This is a genomic window from Labrys methylaminiphilus subsp. lupini (assembly GCF_051161885.1).
Classification (GTDB): Bacteria; Pseudomonadota; Alphaproteobacteria; order Rhizobiales; family Labraceae; genus Labrys.
The window spans coordinates 5,245,711-5,265,152 of the sequence record NZ_JBMDIH010000001.1; the positions used below are offsets into that span (position 1 = coordinate 5,245,711).

At 60.7% G+C, this 19,442-nt stretch carries 15 protein-coding genes, 1 tRNA gene and 3 pseudogenes; 9 read left to right on the forward strand and 10 right to left on the reverse strand.

Annotated elements, in window-relative coordinates; all coding sequences use genetic code 11:
- Nucleotide 1 precedes the first annotated feature (1 nt).
- The 7 genes from ACN6KF_RS24550 to ACN6KF_RS24580 all read left to right on the forward strand — a co-directional run bounded on the left by ACN6KF_RS24550 (nucleotide 2) and on the right by ACN6KF_RS24580 (nucleotide 7,182).
- On the forward strand, nucleotides 2–1,093 hold the full coding sequence (locus ACN6KF_RS24550) for a pyridoxal phosphate-dependent aminotransferase (protein ID WP_434959365.1): 1,092 nt from the start codon (nucleotides 2–4) through the stop codon (nucleotides 1,091–1,093).
- Nucleotides 1,094–1,158: 65 nt separating this feature from the next.
- On the forward strand, nucleotides 1,159–1,863 hold the full coding sequence (locus tag ACN6KF_RS24555) for a glutathione S-transferase N-terminal domain-containing protein (RefSeq protein WP_434959366.1): 705 nt from the start codon (nucleotides 1,159–1,161) through the stop codon (nucleotides 1,861–1,863).
- A gap of 197 nt (nucleotides 1,864–2,060) precedes the next feature.
- Nucleotides 2,061–2,990, forward strand: a complete 930-nt coding sequence (locus ACN6KF_RS24560) for a prephenate/arogenate dehydrogenase family protein (RefSeq protein WP_434959367.1) — start codon at nucleotides 2,061–2,063, stop codon at nucleotides 2,988–2,990.
- Nucleotides 2,991–3,132: 142 nt separating this feature from the next.
- Nucleotides 3,133–4,032 carry a methyltetrahydrofolate cobalamin methyltransferase gene (locus tag ACN6KF_RS24565; protein ID WP_434959368.1) on the forward strand — a complete coding sequence of 300 codons (900 nt, stop codon included), beginning with the start codon at nucleotides 3,133–3,135 and terminating at the stop codon, nucleotides 4,030–4,032.
- 206 nt (nucleotides 4,033–4,238) lie between these two features.
- Nucleotides 4,239–6,248 carry an ASKHA domain-containing protein gene (locus ACN6KF_RS24570; protein ID WP_434959759.1) on the forward strand — a complete coding sequence of 670 codons (2,010 nt, stop codon included), beginning with the start codon at nucleotides 4,239–4,241 and terminating at the stop codon, nucleotides 6,246–6,248.
- A 76-nt stretch (nucleotides 6,249–6,324) separates the two neighbouring features.
- Entirely contained in the window at nucleotides 6,325–7,047 is a 723-nt protein-coding gene (locus tag ACN6KF_RS24575) for a DUF2461 domain-containing protein (RefSeq protein WP_434959369.1), read from the forward strand.
- A 58-nt stretch (nucleotides 7,048–7,105) separates the two neighbouring features.
- A tRNA-Arg gene (locus ACN6KF_RS24580) sits at nucleotides 7,106–7,182 on the forward strand.
- Between the two features lie 188 nt (nucleotides 7,183–7,370).
- Here ACN6KF_RS24580 and ACN6KF_RS24585 read toward each other — a convergent pair.
- From ACN6KF_RS24585 to ACN6KF_RS24615, 7 genes and pseudogenes are all read right to left on the reverse strand, one after another.
- Nucleotides 7,371–7,793 (reverse strand): hypothetical protein, encoded by a 423-nt coding sequence (locus ACN6KF_RS24585; protein ID WP_434959370.1) that lies wholly within the window; start codon nucleotides 7,791–7,793, stop codon nucleotides 7,371–7,373.
- Between the two features lie 232 nt (nucleotides 7,794–8,025).
- Nucleotides 8,026–8,199, reverse strand: coding sequence for a hypothetical protein (locus tag ACN6KF_RS24590; protein ID WP_434959371.1), 174 nt, complete (start codon nucleotides 8,197–8,199; stop codon nucleotides 8,026–8,028).
- Nucleotides 8,196–9,455: an IS66 family insertion sequence element accessory protein TnpA gene (gene tnpA, locus ACN6KF_RS24595; protein WP_434959372.1), complete on the reverse strand. Its 1,260-nt coding sequence runs from the start codon at nucleotides 9,453–9,455 to the stop codon at nucleotides 8,196–8,198. Before tnpA ends, ACN6KF_RS24590 begins: the two co-directional genes overlap by 4 nt.
- An 82-nt stretch (nucleotides 9,456–9,537) precedes the next feature.
- Nucleotides 9,538–10,270, reverse strand: a pseudogene (locus tag ACN6KF_RS24600) (IS5 family transposase); the annotation flags it as partial.
- Nucleotides 10,271–10,327: 57 nt separating this feature from the next.
- Nucleotides 10,328–11,684 (reverse strand): annotated as a pseudogene (locus ACN6KF_RS24605) (IS701 family transposase).
- Nucleotides 11,674–12,667 (reverse strand): annotated as a pseudogene (locus tag ACN6KF_RS24610) (IS481 family transposase). The pseudogenes ACN6KF_RS24605 and ACN6KF_RS24610 overlap by 11 nt, the downstream one beginning before the upstream one ends.
- A gap of 280 nt (nucleotides 12,668–12,947) precedes the next feature.
- On the reverse strand, nucleotides 12,948–13,859 hold the full coding sequence (locus tag ACN6KF_RS24615; RefSeq protein WP_434959373.1) for a hypothetical protein: 912 nt from the start codon (nucleotides 13,857–13,859) through the stop codon (nucleotides 12,948–12,950).
- A gap of 144 nt (nucleotides 13,860–14,003) precedes the next feature.
- On the opposite strand from ACN6KF_RS24615, the gene ACN6KF_RS24620 reads away from it, so the two are divergent.
- Both ACN6KF_RS24620 and ACN6KF_RS24625 read left to right on the forward strand, forming a co-directional pair.
- A complete protein-coding gene (locus ACN6KF_RS24620; protein WP_434959374.1) occupies nucleotides 14,004–14,684 on the forward strand; it encodes a class I SAM-dependent methyltransferase in 681 nt (226 codons plus the stop codon).
- A 111-nt stretch (nucleotides 14,685–14,795) separates the two neighbouring features.
- Nucleotides 14,796–15,644, forward strand: coding sequence for a glycosyltransferase family 2 protein (locus ACN6KF_RS24625; protein ID WP_434959375.1), 849 nt, complete (start codon nucleotides 14,796–14,798; stop codon nucleotides 15,642–15,644).
- Here the strand turns inward: ACN6KF_RS24625 and ACN6KF_RS24630 are convergent.
- From ACN6KF_RS24630 to ACN6KF_RS24640, 3 genes are all read right to left on the reverse strand, one after another.
- Nucleotides 15,638–16,285 carry an acetyltransferase gene (locus tag ACN6KF_RS24630; RefSeq protein ID WP_434959376.1) on the reverse strand — a complete coding sequence of 216 codons (648 nt, stop codon included), beginning with the start codon at nucleotides 16,283–16,285 and terminating at the stop codon, nucleotides 15,638–15,640. The genes ACN6KF_RS24625 and ACN6KF_RS24630 overlap by 7 nt on opposite strands.
- A 282-nt stretch (nucleotides 16,286–16,567) precedes the next feature.
- Nucleotides 16,568–17,389: a hypothetical protein gene (locus ACN6KF_RS24635; protein WP_434959377.1), complete on the reverse strand. Its 822-nt coding sequence runs from the start codon at nucleotides 17,387–17,389 to the stop codon at nucleotides 16,568–16,570.
- Nucleotides 17,383–19,182, reverse strand: coding sequence for a hypothetical protein (locus tag ACN6KF_RS24640; protein ID WP_434959378.1), 1,800 nt, complete (start codon nucleotides 19,180–19,182; stop codon nucleotides 17,383–17,385). Before ACN6KF_RS24640 ends, ACN6KF_RS24635 begins: the two co-directional genes overlap by 7 nt.
- Between the last annotated feature and the right edge of the window lie 260 nt (nucleotides 19,183–19,442).

Below are 19,442 nucleotides of genomic sequence, written 5' to 3' on the forward strand. Positions count from 1 at the left end.
CATGAACGGTCCCGTTCCCCGCAAGGGCATCCTCGACATCGATGCCTATGTGCCCGGCAAGTCCGCTGCGCCTGCTGGCGTCAGGCTCTGGAAATTGTCGTCCAACGAGACGCCGCTCGGTCCGAGCGCCCAGGCCAAGGCAGCCTATGCCGCCGCGAGCGAGAAGCTCGAACTCTATCCCGACGGCGCTTCCTCCGCTCTGCGGGCCGCGATTGCCGGACGCTACGGCCTCGACCCTGCCCGCCTGATCTGCGGCGCCGGCTCGGACGAACTTCTCTCGCTGCTGGCCTATACCTATCTCGGCCCGGGCGACGAGGCCGTCTATAGCGAGCATGGCTTCCTCGTCTACAAGATCGCGACCCTTGCGGCTGGCGCCACGCCGGTGGTAGCGCCCGAGAAGAACTACACGGCCGATGTCGATGCCCTGCTCGCGCGGGTGACCGCGAAGACGAAGATCGTCTTCCTCGCCAATCCCAACAATCCCACCGGTACCTATCTGCCCTTCGACGAGGTCAAGCGCCTGCATGCCGGCCTGCGTTCCGACATCCTCCTGGTGCTCGATGCCGCCTATGCCGAATATGTGCGGGCGAACGATTATGAGTCCGGCCTCGAGCTGGTGGCGACCAGCGCCAATGTGGTGATGGCCCGCACCTTCTCGAAGATCTACGGCCTCGCCAATCTGCGCCTGGGCTGGATGGTAGGCCCGCTCGCGGTGATCGATGCGGTCAACCGCATCCGTGGTCCCTTCAACGTCTCCGGCCCAGCCATGGCGGCTGGCATCGCCGCCATCGAAGACCAAGCCCATGTCACAGCCGCCATTGCCCATAACGACGAGTGGCTGGCCTGGCTGACCAGCGAGCTCACCGGCCTCGGCCTGGGCGTGACGCCCTCGGTCGGCAATTTCCTGCTGGTGCATTTCCCGAAGGAAGCCGGCAAGAGTGCCAGGGACGCCGACGCCTTCCTGACCGAACGCGGCCTGATCCTGCGGCGCGTCGACGCCTATGGCCTGCCCGACGCCCTGCGCCTGACCATCGGCCCGGAGGAAGCCAATCGGCTGGTGGTCGAAACGCTGCGGGCGTTTCTGGGCCAGTAAAGCGGATTCCTCTTCACCCCAACCCCTTTTCCGAGCTGGGAAAGGGGAGCCAGTCTGGAGCCTTCATGTCCGATCTTTCCACCTTCCCGATCACCAAGCGCTGGCCCGCCCAGCATCCCGATCGCATCCAGCTCTATTCGCTGCCCACGCCCAATGGTGTGAAGGTATCGATCATGCTGGAGGAGACCGGGCTCGCCTATGAGCCGCATCTCATCGACATCGGCAAGAACGAGACCTGGGGTCCCGAATTCCTCTCGCTCAATCCCAATGGCAAGATCCCGGCTATCATCGATCTCGATGGCCCGGGCGGTAAGCCACTCGGCCTGTTCGAATCCGGCGCCATCCTGCTCTATCTCGCCGAGAAGACCGGCAAGTTCCTGCCGGCTGATGCCGCTGCCCGCTACGAGACCATCCAATGGGTGTTCTTCCAGATGGCGGCAATCGGACCGATGTTCGGCCAGGTCGGCTTTTTCCACAAATTCGCCGGCCGGGAGATCGAGGACAAGCGTCCGCTCGAACGCTACCGAGCCGAATCCAAGCGCCTGCTTGGCGTGCTCGAAACACGCCTGGAGAGCCGCGACTGGCTGATGGGTGCCGACTATACCATCGCCGACATCGCCACGCTTGGCTGGGTGCGCAACCTCGTCGGCTTCTACGGCGCCGGCGAACTGGTTGATTATGCCCGCCTGGAGCGCGTGCCGGCCTGGCTCGAGCGCGGCCTCGCCCGCCCGGCGGTACAGCGCGGGCTGGAGATCCCGAAACGGGACTGACGCTCCCGGGACAACCGGCCTCCTGCCGTCTCTTCAACCTTTATTGATACAGAAAAAAGCGACGCGGCTAAAGACAGCCGCGTCGCTTTTCATTCGAGACGTTAAGGTTCGGGGGAAGGCAAATCCTCCGCGCTCTTGCGGAGGATTTGCCTTCCCCCGTCTCATCGTGCACAGAAGGCGAAAATTCCAGGGTTCCCATGTCTGACGCTCCCTTTCTCTTTGACCGGCTCTGCGTGATCGGGATCGGCCTGATCGGCTCCTCCATCCTGCGAGCGGCACGCAGCTATAGGCTTGCCCGGACGCTGGTGGCGGCGGACCTTTCGCCGAATGTAGTTGGTCGCGTTGAAGAGCTCGGCATCGCCGATGTCGCCACCACGGATTTCGGCGCCGCCGTGGTGGACGCGGACTGTGTCATCCTCTGCGTGCCCTCGGGCGCTTTCGGCGTGGTGACGGAGATCATCGCTCCGCATCTCAAGCCCGACGCCATCATCTCGGATACCGGCTCGGTCAAGGGCGCCGTGGTGGCGCAGATGTCGCCCTTCCTGCCCGCGGGTGTGCATTTCATCCCGGCCCATCCGGTGGCCGGCACCGAGCATTCAGGTCCCGATGCCGGCTTTGCCGAACTGTTCGAGAATCGCTGGTGCATCTTCACGCCGGCCGAGAACATCGACGCCGAGGCCCTGGCGCGCTATCGCGCGTTCTGGGAAAGACTCGGTTCCAAGGTGGAATGCATGACGCCGGAGCATCACGACCTCGTGCTCGCCGTCACCAGCCATGTCCCGCATCTCATCGCCTACAACATTGTCGGCACCGCGGACGATCTGGAGGCGGTGACGCAGTCGGAGGTGATCAAGTTCTCAGCCGGCGGCTTCCGCGACTTCACGCGTATCGCCGCCTCCGATCCCACCATGTGGCGCGACGTCTTCCTCAACAACAAGAAGGCCGTGCTGGAAGTGCTCGGCCGCTTCTCGGAGGACCTGGCCTATCTGCAGCGGGCGATCCGCTGGGGGGAAGGCGACAAGTTGTTCGACCTGTTCACCCGCACCCGCGCCGTGCGCCGCTCGATCATCGACCAGGGCCAGGAGACGGCCGCTCCCGATTTCGGTCGTCCGCATGGCAAGCAATGAAGCCTGTCGCCAATGAGGCCTGTCGCACGGCCGCCATCAGCCTCGTCAACGCCGCCAAATCCTGTCGTTTGCAGGCTAGCGGCTGGCCCGGTTGCGACCTTAATTAACAGGTGACTTCTCTCCAAGGCGGAACGGAAAGACCATGACCGAAACGGTTATTACTTCGGAAAAGCAAAAGGTCGTGCTGGGCTTCGACAAGCGCTTCGTCATGATCGGCGAACGCATCAATCCGACGGGCCGTAAGCTGCTCGCCGCCGAGATGGCGGCCGGCGACTATTCGCGTGTCGTCTCCGACGCGATCGCCCAGGTCGAGGCCGGCGCCCAGATGCTGGACGTCAATGCCGGCATCCCGCTTGCCGACGAGCCGAAGATCCTGGCCGAATGCATCAAGCTGGTGCAGGACACCGTGCCGGTGCCGCTCTCGATCGACTCGTCCATCGTCGAGGCGCTGGAAGCCGGTCTTTCCGTTTACAAGGGCAAGCCGCTGGTTAATTCCGTCACCGGCGAGGAAGAGCGCCTGGAGCGCGTGCTGCCGCTGGTGAAGAAATACAATGCCGCCGTCGTTGCTATCTCGAATGACGAGACCGGCATCTCCGAAGATCCCGATGTGCGCTATGAGGTTGCCAAGAAGATCGTCGAGCGCGCCGCCGATTACGGCATCCCGCGCGAGGACATCGTGGTCGATCCCTTGGTGATGCCGGTGGGCGCCATCAACGATGCCGGCCGCAAGCTGATGCATCTCTTGCGCCGCCTGCAGACAGAACTGAAGGTCAACACCACCTGCGGCGCCTCCAATTTCTCCTTTGGCCTGCCGAACCGCCGCGGCCTCAACGCCTCCTTCCTGCCGATGATGATCGGCGCCGGCATGACCTCGGCGATCATGAATCCGCTGCATCTTGAAGACATCCAGGCCATTCTCGGCGCCGACGTCGTGATGGGCCATGATCCTAACTGCATGAGCTGGATCAAGAAGTTCCGCGAGCCGCAGCCGGAAGCCGCCGAAGGCGCCGGCCGCCGCGAACGACGTCGCGCGCGCGGCTGACGATCTCACCCTCCCTCCTTGTGGGGAGGGGCCGCGATAGGGGCGGATGAGGGGTGGACGTACCTATCGGTTTGTTGCCAAGAAACGAAGAGCCAGATTAGAAGGTCGCGAAGCTCCCCTCATCCGACCTCGCTTCGCTCGGCCACCTTCTCTCGCAAGGGGAGAAGGAGGATCGGCCGTTGCGGCAGACATTCAAGGCCCCGCCGATGACCAATCCGCTCGTCTTCTTCGCACCCTCCGGCAAGCGCGGCCGTTTTCCCGAAGGTACCTCCGTCCTCGAAGCGGCTCGCAAGCTTGGCGTCGACCTCGATTCGGTCTGCGGCGGGCGCGGCATTTGCGGGCGCTGCCAGATCGAGGTCGGTGACGGCAAATTCCCCAAGCTCGGCATCGTTTCGGCACCCGAGCACGTCACCGAATGGAACGCGGTGGAGGAGCGCTACGTTTCCAAGCGTGGGCCGCTCGCCGAGGGCCGGCGCCTCGGCTGCCAGACCAAACTATGCAGCGACGTCGTCATCGACGTACCGCCCGACAGCCAGGTGCATCGCCAGGTCGTGCGCAAGAGTGCGGCGATCCGCGACATCGCCATCGAGCCGGTCGTGGCGCTGCACTATGTCGAGGTACGCGAGCCCGACATGCACGAGCCTTCCAGTGATTTCCGCCGCCTGCAGGAGGCTCTGGAGCAGCAATGGGGACTCAAGGACGTCACGGCGCCGCTGGAATCGCTGCGTCTGCTGCAATGGTCCCTGCGCCAGGGGCAGTGGTCGGTGACGGTGGCTGTCAGGCACAAGCGGGAGATCGTCGGCATCTGGCCCGGCCTGCATGAGCAGGGGGTGGGGCTGGCCGTCGATATCGGCTCCACCACCATCGCGGCGCATCTATGCGATCTCGCCAGCGGCGAGGTGCTCTCTTCTTCCGGCATCATGAACCCGCAGATTCGCTTCGGCGAAGACGTGATGAGCCGCGTCTCCTATGTGATGATGAACCCGGGCGGCGATGTCGAGCTGACCACGGCGGTGCGCGAGGCGATCGCCGAGCTCGCCGTGTCGGTCACCAAGGAGGTCGGCCTCAACTCCAACGACATTCTGGAGATGACGGTGGTCGCCAATCCGATCATGCACCATCTCTTCCTCGGACTCGACCCGACCGAGCTCGGCGGTGCACCCTTTGCGCTCACCATCGATGGCGCCTACCAGACGCGGGCGGCTCATCTCAACCTGCCGCTCTCCAGCGGCGCCTATGTCTATGTGCTGCCCTGCATCGCCGGCCATGTCGGGGCTGACACCGCCGGCGTCGTGCTTTCGGAAGGGCCCTATCTCAGGCCGGAAGTGTCGCTGGTGGTCGATGTCGGCACCAATGCGGAGATCGTGCTGGGCAATCGCGAGCGCCTGCTCGCCTGCTCCTCGCCCACGGGCCCGGCCTTCGAGGGCGGCCAGATCTCCTCGGGCCAGCGTGCTGCGCCCGGCGCCATCGAGCGCGTGCGCATCGATCCCGCCACGCTGGAACCGCGCTACAAGGTGATCGGCTCGGATCTGTGGTCGGACGAGCCGGGCTTCGACAAGGCGGTGGTGCGTACCGGCGTCACCGGCATTTGCGGTTCAGGCGTCATCGAGGCGATCGCCGAGATGCTGCTCGCGGGCCTGATCACACCCGATGGCGTCGTTGACGGTACCATGGCGGCCCGTTCGCCGCGTGTCGAGGAAGATGGGCGCACCTTCAAATATCTTGTCCGCGAGGGTGAGCCGCGCATCGCCATCACCCAGAACGACGTGCGTGCCATTCAGCTGGGCAAGGCGGCGCTCTATGCCGGCGTGCGCCTGCTTATGGACCGCTACGGCGTCACCGCCGTCGACCGCATCACCCTGGCCGGTGCCTTTGGCAGCCATATCGACGTCAAGCACGCCATGATCCTCGGCCTGGTGCCCGATTGCGAACTCGACAAGGTCGGGTCTGCCGGCAATGCCGCCGGCACCGGCGCCCGCATCGCTTTGCTCAATGCCTCGGCCCGCACGGAGATCGAGGATGTGGTGCGCCGTATCGAGAAGGTGGAGACCGCGATCGAGCCTTCCTTCCAGGCCCATTTCGTCGGCGCCATGGCGATCCCGCACAAATCCGACCCGTTCCCCTATCTGGAGGCGGCGCTCGGCGTCACCTTCAAGCGTGGCAGCGGCGATGGCGAGGGGGGCGGGGGCCGTGAGCGTCGGCGCCGAAGGGGCTGATGGCAGTGACATGCCTCATGTCGTGATATCAGCCCCTCTCTTGGAAACATCAGGCCTTCCGCGATAGGAAGGGGTGATGTCAGCACTCCAAGGATTGCCCATGCCCGCTTCCTTCACCGGCTTCGGCGAGAAGGCATTGCCCTTCTTCAAGGCGCTCGAATTCCATATGAACCGCGACTGGTTCCAGGAGAATCGGGGCCTGTATGATAGCGACGTGCTGGCGCCCTTTTCGGCCCTGATCGAAGCCGTCAACGCGGCCTGCATCGCCAAGGGCCTGCCGATGCGCGGCACGCCGAGGAGCGCACTCTTCCGCATCCATCGCGACGTACGCTTCGCCAAGGACAAGCGCCCCTACAAGACCCACGCCGGCGCGGTGATGACGCGTTCAGGCGCCAAGAACGACCCTGGCCTCACTTATTTTCACGTCTCGCCCGAAGGCTGCTTTGCCGCCGTCGGTTTCTATGATCTCGAGCCGAAGCAACTCGCCGCCTTTCGCCAGGCGATCGTCGGCGCCCCCGGACGTTTCCGTGCCATGAATGCCAAGCTTGGCGCTGCGGGCCTCGCCTTCGATCCGCAATGGAGCCTGAAGCGCCCGCCGCGTGAAGCCACCGGCATCGAGGATGCCGATCTCATCGCCGCCCTGAAGCTGAAATCGATCGTGGTGAAGCGGCCCCTGCCGGACACGTTGATTCGCAGCCCCAAGCTCGTCGATGCCTGCACCGGCCTCATCGAAGATGCCTTGCCGCTGCTCGACTTCGGCTGGGCAGCCCTGGCGGTGCTGGAGCCGGAACGCGGTTGAATGACACGGAAAGGGCTTGACCTTTGCGCCGCAAACGGGTTTTCGTGGCGCCAAGGCTGTCCCGGTAGCTCAGCAGGATAGAGCAACGGTTTCCTAAACCGTAGGTCAGGGGTTCGAATCCCTTCCGGGACGCCAGCGAGGTATTTGAAATTGCTGGATTATCCGTATAAATCCTATGCGCACGAAGCGCGAATGTCGCATAGAGCAACGGTTCAATCAGTCACAAAAGACGGCACAGTCGATTTACGGGCTGTTCTAGATTGGGGCAAAAAAAGCCGCCCCAAGCCCGAAGGCCAGGGGCGGGCTTTGTGATGTGGAATAGGTCAGCGCGGGCCATTTGCCATCGGCCGGTTGAGCCTGTTCTGATCCTCGAGCGAGCGGGTTAGAACTTCTACCTTTGTGCCTACCGCGTTCACGTCCTTCCGAAGCTCCTTGAGCTGATCGGAGAAGCTGTCAACGATACGGTCAACCCTGGAGTTCGTGGCCACGATATCCGCCTCCTGCTTTCCAAGGCGGAACTGAACGGCTTCGATCGGGGCAATCTTCGCCTCTAGCGCGGAGAAACGGGTGTCGATCAGAACGCGCCGCTCCGCCATTTTCTTCTCAAGATTTTCCTGCCAGATCTTCACCCGATCCTGATTGTTCTGCAGCGTGTTGTAGTTGCTGACCATGGCGACGGCGACACCAACCACGGCAATGAGGCTGCCGATATCGACCTGTGGTTTGAACCGGGAAGGTGTGTGCATTGGCTTCTCCTCCATCGGTCACTTCCAACACCCTGCGGCCTTGCCGCGTTCGTAATGTGCGCCGAGTCGGCGCTCTCCTTCGATCGAGGTGGCGGCGACGCCGATCAGGCTATCGCGGATCACGCCGCATGGTTTTGTCACCGGGACCGGTGAGGCACACCCGGTTAGCCCGGTCCCAGCTACCGCCAGCAGAGCGGCACTGATCAAAGCGCTGGTAGTAATCCGTCTCTGCCTAGTCGGCGTTCTGGTTCGCGGCATCGTTCGCCCTTTCGATTTTCTGCCGTTCGGTTTCCGCTGCGACGTTTTCGCGGTGCTTGACGAAGCCCACGGCAGCCATCAGCACGAGCGCGATACCGACGATGGCAGCCCAGGCGCGCACGGGGACGAGGGCAAGCAGCGAGCTCATGCTGCCGCCTCCCGGTGCTTCATCTGCTGGTAGGCCACGACGGCCAGGCCGACGATAGCGGCGAGGCTTCCCCCGACCACCAGAACGGTAAAGACCGTGTCGACAAAACCGCCATTGCCGGTGAGCGGGGATAGCGAATCCTTGGCCGCACCGATCCCAGCGCCGGCCGTGCCGATCGTGGCCGTGATCGTGCCTTTGCCGGCGGGCGTGGCCGACACCTTCGTATCTTTCGCATTGGCCGTCTCCTGGCCGCCTGCCGGCGCTGGCGCAACGGTGCTGACGCCGCCCGCCATCTTGACCGCCGTCAGCCGCACATGGGCGACACGAGCGCTCCAGCCCTTGCCGAAGGTCGACCATGTCTTGAGGCTGCGCAGGAAGGCCAGACGGGCATCCTGCAGCTTGCCGAGCAGCCCGGCCGCATCGCGCCGGCGGATCGCATCGAGCGTCTTCGCCCCCATAATACCGTCAGCCTCGACACCCAGCACGCGCTGCAGCGTCTTCACGGCCTGGGCGGGGCCTGAGTTCACGGCGTAGTCGAACAGCGCATAGTCAAGACCCGCTGGCAGATCCTGGTAGCGGATTGGCTGGGCATATTGCTTGTCGAGGATCTGCGCGGCTTCAGCCAGGGTGAGGCGCTTCACCTCGTCTGGCATCGCCTTGCGGTCGAGCCGGCGCGAGGCACCGAGGGTGGCAGCGGTGATGCCGTATTTCGTGGCGCCGCCCGGGTCACGCGGATGGTTCACATAGCCGATTTCCGGCGTCGTCGCGATAGCACTAGTGCTAACGACCGGCCGGGCGGAGGGGTGAAGATGCGCCCGCCAGTCGATTTCCACCTCGCTGCTCTCCAGCAGGAAGCACCATCGGCGCAGCGTATGCGGCGACAAATGCAGCGAGCCGGCGTAGTCGCCGATGCTCATGCCGCTCCAGTTCATCGCCTCCACATGCATCGCCCAGAACGCTTGAAGCGCCCTGTTGCGGGTGTCCGTGCTGACGGCGTAGTGCCGCCGGACGCCGTTCTTCCGGCGCTTCTCGCGCTCAGCCAATCTCTTCTCACGGCCCAATTGTGCCTGATATTCCGCATGTTTACGAGCAGCGTCGGTGCCGAGAAGGTACTCGAGCCAGCGGTCGAACGTGCCCTTCGTCAGGCGATGCTTGCGGCAATATTCGGTCCGCGTCACGCCGCTACGGCGCCAGGCGTCGATGTGAACGAGCCACCAGGATTGGCGCACCTTGTTCTCAAAATGTCTCAAATTCATCGCAGATCCTCCTTGATACGAAGGAACCCGACCTGTTGCGATATTGCACGAGGGAAAGAGCGTGCAAGCGGGGCACGCTTACGATTGAAGCGAGTTGGACAGAGGCGAGGAAGTTATCGTCTCGCTTGTCGTATCGAGTTGCGACGGCCCTGAAATGTTTGAGTTTGTTGAAGAAGCGTTCGACGGCGTTGCGCTGGCGATAGAGCCATGAACTGAAGGCGAAGGTTTTGACCCTGTTGGGCATGGCGCGGATGTTGGCCCATGCGCCGCGCCCGGCCATCTCCTCACGCCAGGCATCGCTGTCATAAGCCCTATCTGCGAGTAGCGTGTTTCCCGGTTCGACCGTATCCAGCATGTCGGCGGCCGAACGCCCGTCATGGGCTTGGCCTTCGGTCAACTTCACACGGATCGGGCGACCTTCAGCGTCGACGAGGGCGTGGATCTTGGTGGTCAGGCCGCCGCGCGAGCGACCCATGCAACGGGATCTTTCGTCTTTTTTGGCCGTTGGCGGCATGCTGGTGAACGCGGATCGACGACGCATCGATCATTTGGATATCGCCGTCGTAAGCCACTGACACGGCTTGCAGAATGCGAGCCCAGTGGCCGGCCTTGCGCCACCGGTTGAAGCGATTGACGCAGGTCGTATGGGGCCCATAACGAGAAGGGATGTCGGCCCAGGGCGCTCCGGTGCGCAGGCGCCAGAAGATGCCGTTCAGAACGCGGCGATCGTCCACACGCGCAACCCCGCGCACCTTCGTCGGCAGAAGCGGCTCGATCACCGACCACTCGAAATCCGTCAAGTCAAAGCGCGCCATCTCAGCCTCCAAGGTGGAGATCAATGAATCAGAACGCTGCTTCCTTGGGAATCCCGTTTATGGGAACTGTGCCGTTGCCGGCAATATGGACATCGTGTCGATGTTGGTCGTTCGAGAGCGGCGATGATGGCTTCCCGGATTGCCGGAAGGGTGGGTTGGGGTGGCGGGCCTTGGATTCTTTTTTTCCCGCTTCGCCTGCTTGAGGCGCCGGGATTGAAGGAAGGCATAGGCGATCATGGACATGAGCGCGTGGCGGTGCAGCCCCGTCCATGATCGTCCCTCGAAGTGATCGAACCCGAGTTCCTCTTTCAGCTGCTGATGCGCCTGCTCGCAGATCCAGCGCGCCTTGATGGCGCCGGCCAGACGCTTGAGCGAGGTGTCGGCGGGCAGGTTCGGGAGGTAGTATTTACGCTCTCCATTCGAGCGATGTTCGCCGATCAGCCAGGCCTCTTCTCCCGGCAGATGCTGCTGTCCCATGTCGCCGATCCTCTGGGGCGGCCCGTCTGCCACCTTGATCCGCACCGCGGCGAAGCGAGCCTTCAGCGGCCCCTTGGTACCACGCCGCCAGCTCAGCGTGCGCCAGGGCACCATCGCCAGCGTCTTCTCCGCCGATACCGACTTTGCATCGGGAACATGGTTCTTGCGCGGGCGGCCGCGCCCAGCGACCGGAAAGATGAGGGCCACGTCAACCGGATACACCTTCTGGCGTGCCCCAACGCCGACCGCCCAGGTGAGGCCACGCGCGCTCAAGGCTTGTCGGAATGGCGCCGAGAGGCCATAACCGGCATCGGCCAGCACGCAGCCGAAGCGCAGACCGGCAGTGCGGGCCCGATCGATCTCGGCGAGCGCGATCTCGGGCTTCGTCCGATAGCCTCGAAGGTCCTCTGGCACGCGGGCTCGGGCCAGTCGCGCAGGATCGCTCGTCCAACTCTCGGGCAGGAACAGTCGCAACCCCACCATGATCGGAACTTCGCCGGAAGCCAGCGTCAGCGATACCAGTGTCTGGCAGTTGGCGTTCTTGCCCAAGGCCGAGGCGTATTGCGGCGCGACGCCGACCGAGCGCTCGCCCTTCTTCGGCAGCGCCGTGTCGTCGATGATCAGCCAGGCCTCGGCACCACCGACCAACCTGTCGGCCTTAGTGAGCAAGGCCTTCTCGAGCGGCGCGGCGTCCCAAACACCACTGGCGATAAAGTGATGAAGCTGGTCATAGCCGACACCGCCGTCGCGGGCCGCCATCGGCTGGATGCTCTTGCGATCGCCAGCGCCGATCAACCCTGCCACATAGGCCGGGCACATCCGCGCTCGTACCTTGTGCCGCAGAGCATCGAGAAAGGGCGCAAGCCAGCCCTCAAGATCCGACTTCCAGTTCTCGTCCATGGCCGGCCCTCCACAAAGCCGACCACCTATGAATCACGCAAACCACTCCGCGGGAATCCCAAAAATGCGCCTCGCCTAAAAATCTGCCAAAGTAGTGCTAGTCCCAGCATGCCATGGGTTGGTGGGCGGACGAACAGTTCGGGTTTTTCGGCGCTGATGTGTTTGAGTGCCTCGATCGGTGTCCTGAAGTGTAGCGCCCTGAGTCGCTTGGCGTAGTTATAGGCGAGCAGCCAATCGCGGACGTGGCGTCTCAGGTCCTGGATCGAAGCGTAATGGAAGGTCCGGACTGTAGCGTCTTTGATGGTTAGCACCATTCGCTCGGCCTGCCCGTTGGTCCAGGGGTGATATGGCTTTGTGAGCCTGTGCTCGACGTTGTTCTCACCGCAGACCCTTCCAAAGACATGGGCAACGAAGCCGCCCGCGGTCCGCCTGACATGCTGGATGAACTGGACCCCATTGTCGGTGAGCACCGTATGGATCTTATAGGGAACGGCCCTGAGCAAGGGCGGCAGGAAGCCGGCTGCGACCAGCTTGGTCGCCTTCCGGTAGATCCGGGCGAAGACCAATTTGGAGGTGCGGTCCACGGCCACGAACAGATGGGCTTTGCCGCCTTCGTAGCGCAGTTCTGCGATGTCGATATGGAAATAGCTGATTTCATAGGCTTTGAACCGCTTGGGCTTCTCGCGATCCGCCGTGACGCTGAAGGCAGCGGTGTAGCGACGAGCGTGTCAGATGCGGAGTGACGTCCTTCAGCGCGACGAAGACATCGTCCAGAGGCAAACGAGCCTGCACGCGCAAAGCAACGATCGCAGCCTCCTCGATTGTCGACAGGACGGAACTGCGACGCTCCTTGGGGCCCATTGGTTCATCCTCGACCGTATTGCGCAACCGCCACTTCCTTACGGTTTTCTCGTTGAGCCCGTAGCGCCTCGCCAGTTCTGCGGACGAAGCTTGCGATCGCTGTAACTCTGCTCCAACGGCGTACGTGGTCTTGGCGCTCCCGTATAAAACCTGCCCCATCACGCATCCCTCTCCGACGATGACAAACATACGCCATCACACTCCGGGACTAAACACCTAGGAGCAACGGAGGTTAGGTCGCCCCCACGGTCGGGCCTCCTCCATCTCATCAATTTGACGCCAACCCTGACCAGACCAGCTGACCGCTTGTGCAGAAGAAGAGCGGGACCAACGAGGTGTCCGCACGGATGCAGCCTGAGCACGGAGCAGCAGTCTCTGGCGACCTTTTGCTTCTTTCTCTTCAAGCCGTTCTAGAACGGCCAACGGCAGGGGAACAGCGTTAGCTAGGAAAGATTTTCTTGGACGAACTAGGTGGCTTTCCTATTACCTTACGAGCAAACGAAATTACTTTGTCCCGAATGTCTGGAATCATATCGATGGGTCCGCAAGGGTAATGCCATTTCAACCATTCAATGAACTTGCGCCATGGTGACCCCGGGACTGAGCGAGCATCGGCTCCCCAGCACCGTTTGACCAGACGGGCGCGCTTTCGTCGGCTACCACACGTATATTGGATTGTGCGATTGTCGGCGATTAGGAGCCCTTCTTGCTCAGCAAGCCGAAATGTCTGGCTCTTTGGCCAATCCTCGGGGAACCATTGTCCCCCAAAACGGTCGGCAATGACGGGCCTAAGACCCTTGGCAACGATCTGTTTCGTCATGCCATTTGGGCCAGCTTCAAAACTGCTGCCGTCCAATTGCGTCACCTGCGGTCCGGTATCGAGCGAATTGAAGATTTCCGTTCTCACCATAAATGCATTGGACCGGATCCCCACATTGGGAAACGGCGTGTCATGGTTGAGGCATTCGTATCCGCCACTGGCTCCAACGATCCCGCAATCGGGAATACCATCAAATGCCGCGAGATAGCGAGATAACCAGTTCGGCGCGAGAATTCGGCTCCATGAAGTCAAAGGGAGAATAAACTCAGTCGTGCAAGTGGCCGCAGCCTGACAGATCGCAGCCGTTGGTGGAACATCGTCAGGGAAGTATATAATTTTGATATAAAAATTCGGCAATTCAGCCAGGTTGTCTGTATAAGGAATTGGCTCGCTCGGATCATATCCTTTTGCGGCAATTACTAAATCATAAGTGGATCCGGCTGGATTATCTTTCAAGCTTCTAAAGAAGGCGCATAAATACCTCGGGTCGTTAATTTTTCGCCACAGAAATATTACAGTGATACGCGTCATCGATCTCTGATGTTTCGGGACATTCTGTTATCGTATACCACAGGTATGCCTGTGGTTCCATACCTACCATAGGATGAAGTGGGCTCCGCTTGTGTTCAAACAGGCGGCACGCTAGCGTCAAATAGTGGCATCAGGGAGAAGTTTATGCGCGCGACTAAGGCAGCAAACAGCCGGGAAAGCATCATTCAAGCCGTCGAAGAGGCCGGCTCCTCCGATGCCACTTTCTTCGGCTACCCCCCGCGCGAGAATGGTCTCTACCTTCAACAGGATCCCGAGGAGTTTGGGTCGTTTGTCCACTATATGGCAACGAAGGCCAAGCCAGCCGAATACAGTTTAGACATTGGCATAGCGTCGGGGGGGCAAACTAAATTTCTACGCGATTATTATTCAATGGATAAAACTATCGTCGTTGACGTCGGCACTCATCCCGTGTTTCCGCACTGGTCGCGCATCAAGAAAGATCTGAATAGCGATCTAATCGAAGAGATCATTTCCGATTCTCACGCGCCGGAAGTTCGACAACGCTTGTTGAAGTACGAAGATAAGATTGATTTCGCCTTCGTTGACGGCGACCACACCTATCATGGCTTGCGTAAAGACATCTTCCTCACCAAGGAGCTGTTGAAGGTCGGCGGGTATATGGTCTTGCACGACACGTTGGGAGTGTGGGACTGCAAGCGTGTCTTCGACGACCTGATCCAAGCCAAAGACTTCATCTTGGTTCGCAACTTCGCAATTCGATTTGGTATCTCGATCTGGCAGCTACAGCGGAAAAAGAGGATCCCAACGGCTTTCAATCGTTCGACGGGGCGCGGGAAGCTTTGAAGAGGTAAGGGTGCCGATGACGTGTCCGGATGGTTGCTTTCCACGAATCTGCTTGGATGCCGCCACCCCACACGGTAGTGAGCGATTAGATTTCGGGAAGCAGGAGAGCGCGTGGCCGAGGTTACGATTGGCGTTCCGGTTTACAATGGTCAGGAACAGCTTGAGGAATGTCTGGACTGCCTAGTTCGGCAGACGTTCTCGGATATCGAGATCCTGCTTTTTGATAACGCCTCGACGGACGACACGCAGGCGATTGCCGAACGATTCGCCGCACAAGACGGCCGTATCAGATACACTCGCAGACCTGAGAATGTCGGCGCCGTAAAGAACTTCATCACCCCGCTTGAGCAAGCAAAGACGCCATATTTTATGTGGCGGGCGCATGACGATGTTTCGTCGCTCGACTATGTTGAGAAGCTTGTGGGGGCATTGAAGCGAACGCCAACGGCAGCGCTGGCGACAGGAACAATCCAGTTCGAGCGTCCTAATGGCCGACCGACCAGGGACTATGTTCCGTCAATTCCAACCGGGTATAGGCTTTCAAACGTCCTGAGACTGATGTTTGGCTCTCATGCAGGCTGGTATTACGGCATCTGGAAAACCGAAACCTTGAGGCCCCTAATCGGTAAGGTGTGGACACAATTTCCCTATGCATGGGCCTCGGATCACCTAACCCTTTATCCTCTCCTACTTGACCAACAGGTCACAGCAGCGCCGGATACTAAATTTATCCAGCGGGTAACGCCGAAGGCATATGGCCCTCGAACAGGTCAGCGGCAACCTATTGCTGAGCTTCTGGAGTTGCGACGCGTCTTCCTGAAATCCTGTGACGATATGCTTGATGAATGTCAATTCGATCTCTTAATGAAATTGACGATCAAAGCGGCCAACCGCTTCTATGTTGGCAAGAGGGTCTACCCGATGAGGAAGATCATTAAGCGCGCGCTATTCCGCTACTGATCTCGTTGGCGTCTCGCGGGCACGCCCACCACGGTAATTCTTGCTGGCACGTCTTTGGTCACCACAGCACCTGCACCAATCATTGCGTCATTGCCGATTTTGATGCGGGGCAGAACTATAGCGCCAGCTCCGACGAAAACGCCATCGCCGACCTCGATCTGACCGCATAGTGTCGCCCCTGGCCCAATGTGGACTCCATCGCCGATGATGCAATCGTGGTCGACGCTGGCCCGGGTGTTGATGATCGAGCACGCACCCACTCGAACACATGTCGCCACTGCTGCCCCAAGAAGCACCTGTGCTCCCTGTGCGAGAACGGCATCTGTTGCAATCATGGCCATTGGGTGGACCAGCGAGACATGGCTGAGCCCTAGGGCGTCAAGACCCTTTGCAATGGCAAGACGGTCCCGACCGTACCCACCACCGATGGCCAGAGCATAGTAAGGCGTCGCCAAACCATTGGCGCGCCGATGCAGCCATGATTTGAGACCCTCGAGCCCGGGAAGAATTTCGACGCCGTCGAATGGCGATTTGATATCGCGATTGTCCACAACCGCGACTACCGAATAGCCTACTCTGGACAAAAGCTCACGGAGAACACGAGAGTGCCCAGTAGCGCCCCACAATACAACTTCATTCATCAGATCAGTGTGTTCTCTTTTCCACAAAGCACAGTATCAGACAGAAATCCTTTTTGCCAGTTGGAAGAACCAACTTAACGTCAGGGACGCTTGGGTTGCGATTATGAATAATAGGAGAACCGCTCAGAAAATCCACTGTCTTATCCCAAGCGATCTGGATCAATGGGCCGGTCCAAACGGTGGCGATTTGTCGGATCGTGTTGACCTCGGTATGCCACCGGCTGAGAATTGAGACATATGGCGTCGACCGAGCCGGGCGCCATTTGTGTTGGACGAATGGCATCACAGTTTTCCTCTCGTGTCGATCCAGCCGTTTGTTTGGATTGCAATGACGCCGGCCGTGCCTGACGAACGAACGCAGACGTTCACCTGTGAAGAGGTACTCGTCCAAACATCGACCTCCGCAGAGCCGCTGCTCCATGCCCCTCCGTTATAGGCTGAGGCGATATTGGGCATCGGCGCAACTCCCGTTGAAGCAGACCCAAGATCTGTCGGTGTCTGACTCGGGATATCGGGCGATAAGATCGCCATAGAGACGGAGTTCCCTGTTGACGCGAGGGTGAATCCAAGTAGTCGTGCCTTAACTTGGATGCCAGATGGAACTGACAGGGTCAGCAGTGAAACGTCAGATGCTGAATTGCTGTTCCGATCAAGAATAGGCACTGACCAGATGAATTCATCACCCCGTTGGATGAAGGAAGTGATCTGAGACGACGCATTGGTACGAATGGAGCCGAGCCGCCGCCTCGCCGTGTATCCCGCTGGCACTGTCGGTGTCGTGGCACTGAGCGACAAAAGCGCGTCGATCGAGCCGTCGCTGTCTTTTCGGATTAAATGTACGTGGTACCAGGCGTTCGCGGCGACTGATCCGGTATCAAGGCCACCATTGCCGCTGCCAGTTGTCCATCCCCCGAGCCCCTTCGTAATGGCGGAGCCGAGCACTATGTTATAGCCGGTACCACCATATTCATTGGCGCAACCACCAATTGTGATACCAACAGTTGTGGGGGATGCTTGTGAGAGCGTCAGTCCGTAGATGGTGCCCTGAGGCCATGTTGAGTTGACAGAAGTCCAGACCGGCACGCCGCCAGCCACAGTCAGCACTTGTCCAGTCGAGCCGACCGCGAGTTTGCCGAGAGTATTCGTCGCGCTGGCAGGATGTCACCGGCCGCGTAAGTGCTGATGTTCGTGCCGCCATTGGCGATGGCAAGTGTGCCGGCGATGTGGGTGGTAAGGCCGATCTTGCCCCAGGATGGCGCAGCGCCGATACCGCCGGAAATGAGAGCGTTGCCGGTTGTTACACCCGCCAGTTTCGAAAGACTGGCGGGTCCGGAGGCGTAGAGTAGGTCACCTGTCGTATAGGAGGTCTGGCCGGTCCCGCCCTGGGATGTTGCAGCCGATCCGGAGAGACTGGAAAATGCGAGCGGACTGCCGTTGATACGATAATTCAGCCCCGAAACGAGATCGACCCCCCCAGCATCGATCTTGCCGGCCAGGACGCCTGCGGTATTGCGGAACCAGACGGTGTTGTAGTCGATGACAAGATCGTTGACGTTTGGTGCTCCGGCCAGTCTCAACTGACCGCCGGTCGCGCCTACATTCTCCAGTGTAGCAATAGCCCAGACATTGGCCCGGCCCGTGCTCCAGGCATATTGCGTGCTGCTGTTGAGGGCCGTTGACGGGTTGTTGACCTCAACTTTGCTCCCGCCGGCCACATTCACAGTGAACGAGAGGTTATCGCCGCTTCGCACCCATTGTGCGCCACCGCTCTTGACCAGTCTCCCGGAAGCTCCATCAAAGATGACAGCTTCGCCATCATTGGCACCAGCCGGGCCCCCCACGGCTCCGATGTTCGACCGGGCCGCTGTTGCATTGGCAACGTCCGAGAGATTGTTCGCTCTCAACATGTCACCGCCGCCAGAGATGGTGGCCCAATCTGGCGTCCCAGAAGGGCCGCCAGTGCGGAAGAACTGCCCTGCTGTACCGGCCGGCAGGCGTGCGAGGGATGTACCATTGAAATACAGGATGTCGCCCTGCGCCCAAGCGTTGCCAGTGATTTCAGCCAGGCGTGCGCTATAGGCCTGGACGTCGGTGCCCGGCACCAGACCAAGGATCGAACGGGCGGCGCTGGCATTGGCAGCCGTGACCAGCGAAGAGCCGATAGTAGTTGCACCGATCGCCGTAAGCGCCGTCGAAGTATTGGCGGCCTGAAAGACGGAGATGCCAGTTGCGCCGCCGCCAGGGCTCGATCGCGCAACGGCTGCGTTGGTCAGATCCGAAAGGTTGCTGGCTCGTGTCAGCTTGGCATCGAGCGCAGCTTGCTGTGCCGTCGAAACGGGTTTGTTCGTGTCAGAGGTGTTGTCGGCATTACCAAGGCCCACATAGCCTTTCGCCAGTACGATCGTGCCGGTATCGGCGTTGACGGAGGTCACGGCGTTGACCTCGGCGCCCCGCTGGATTCCGTCGAGCTTCACCTTGTCTGCCGCAGACATCAGGCCGGCTGCCGTCTGGGTTGCCAGAGTCCCTAACGCGGTAATCTGTTCCTTCAGGCGCTGACCCCACATGGTGACACGGTCGAGCGCCTGGTTGATCGTATTGGCCGGCAAAGGGCCGCCATCTTGCAGATCGACGGATTGGGTGAGTGGCAGGTCCCGGTAGATGATCAGCGTGGTGCTGGTTGCGGGCGCGGCCGTCATGGTCACACTGCCACCTGCGGGAGAACCGGCACCGGTGATCGCATAGTCCGTGCCGAGCGTCTTGGTGGTGGTCGTTCCGTCTGTCGCCTGGATCTGTACCACGAGATCGGTGTTGGCCGTGAAGGAGGGCGGGAAGGCGAAAATGGTCGTGCTGCCATCGCCCGCATAGGAACGGCGATTGTCATAGCTTGAAATGGTCATGGGAGCTCCGGCAAACAAAACCCCGCCTTTGAGGCGGGGGCTTTGGGGGCAGGGGTGGAGTTGGGGAGCGAAAAGAGAGGGCGCGGAACGAGAATATTCTTGGAAGTGAACCGAAATCGGCGGTGCGAGTCTCGGCGCGGAGACCCGCCGGTACGTATGGAACCTGGGCAGACCGAAAGCGTGATCAGGCGAAGTTCCCTGGGAGCTGGGACACGCATGACCGGGATGCCATCACCGCATGCAAAATCATGAAACCTGGC

What these genes read in the sequence shown, in the direction of transcription:
- ACN6KF_RS24575 (WP_434959369.1), top strand. Translation starts at nt 6,325, where the DNA reads ATGTCAGCACTCCAAGGATTGCCCATGCCCGCTTCCTTCACCGGCTTC.
- ACN6KF_RS24550 (WP_434959365.1), top strand. Translation starts at nt 2, where the DNA reads ATGAACGGTCCCGTTCCCCGCAAGGGCATCCTCGACATCGATGCCTAT.
- tnpA (WP_434959372.1), bottom strand. Translation starts at nt 9,455, where the DNA reads ATGAATTTGAGACATTTTGAGAACAAGGTGCGCCAATCCTGGTGGCTC.
- ACN6KF_RS24590 (WP_434959371.1), bottom strand. Translation starts at nt 8,199, where the DNA reads ATGAGCTCGCTGCTTGCCCTCGTCCCCGTGCGCGCCTGGGCTGCCATC.
- ACN6KF_RS24640 (WP_434959378.1), bottom strand. Translation starts at nt 19,182, where the DNA reads ATGACCATTTCAAGCTATGACAATCGCCGTTCCTATGCGGGCGATGGC.
- ACN6KF_RS24620 (WP_434959374.1), top strand. Translation starts at nt 14,004, where the DNA reads ATGCGCGCGACTAAGGCAGCAAACAGCCGGGAAAGCATCATTCAAGCC.
- ACN6KF_RS24585 (WP_434959370.1), bottom strand. Translation starts at nt 7,793, where the DNA reads ATGCACACACCTTCCCGGTTCAAACCACAGGTCGATATCGGCAGCCTC.
- ACN6KF_RS24560 (WP_434959367.1), top strand. Translation starts at nt 2,061, where the DNA reads ATGTCTGACGCTCCCTTTCTCTTTGACCGGCTCTGCGTGATCGGGATC.
- ACN6KF_RS24565 (WP_434959368.1), top strand. Translation starts at nt 3,133, where the DNA reads ATGACCGAAACGGTTATTACTTCGGAAAAGCAAAAGGTCGTGCTGGGC.
- ACN6KF_RS24570 (WP_434959759.1), top strand. Translation starts at nt 4,239, where the DNA reads ATGACCAATCCGCTCGTCTTCTTCGCACCCTCCGGCAAGCGCGGCCGT.
- ACN6KF_RS24555 (WP_434959366.1), top strand. Translation starts at nt 1,159, where the DNA reads ATGTCCGATCTTTCCACCTTCCCGATCACCAAGCGCTGGCCCGCCCAG.
- ACN6KF_RS24615 (WP_434959373.1), bottom strand. Translation starts at nt 13,859, where the DNA reads ATGACGCGTATCACTGTAATATTTCTGTGGCGAAAAATTAACGACCCG.
- ACN6KF_RS24630 (WP_434959376.1), bottom strand. Translation starts at nt 16,285, where the DNA reads ATGAATGAAGTTGTATTGTGGGGCGCTACTGGGCACTCTCGTGTTCTC.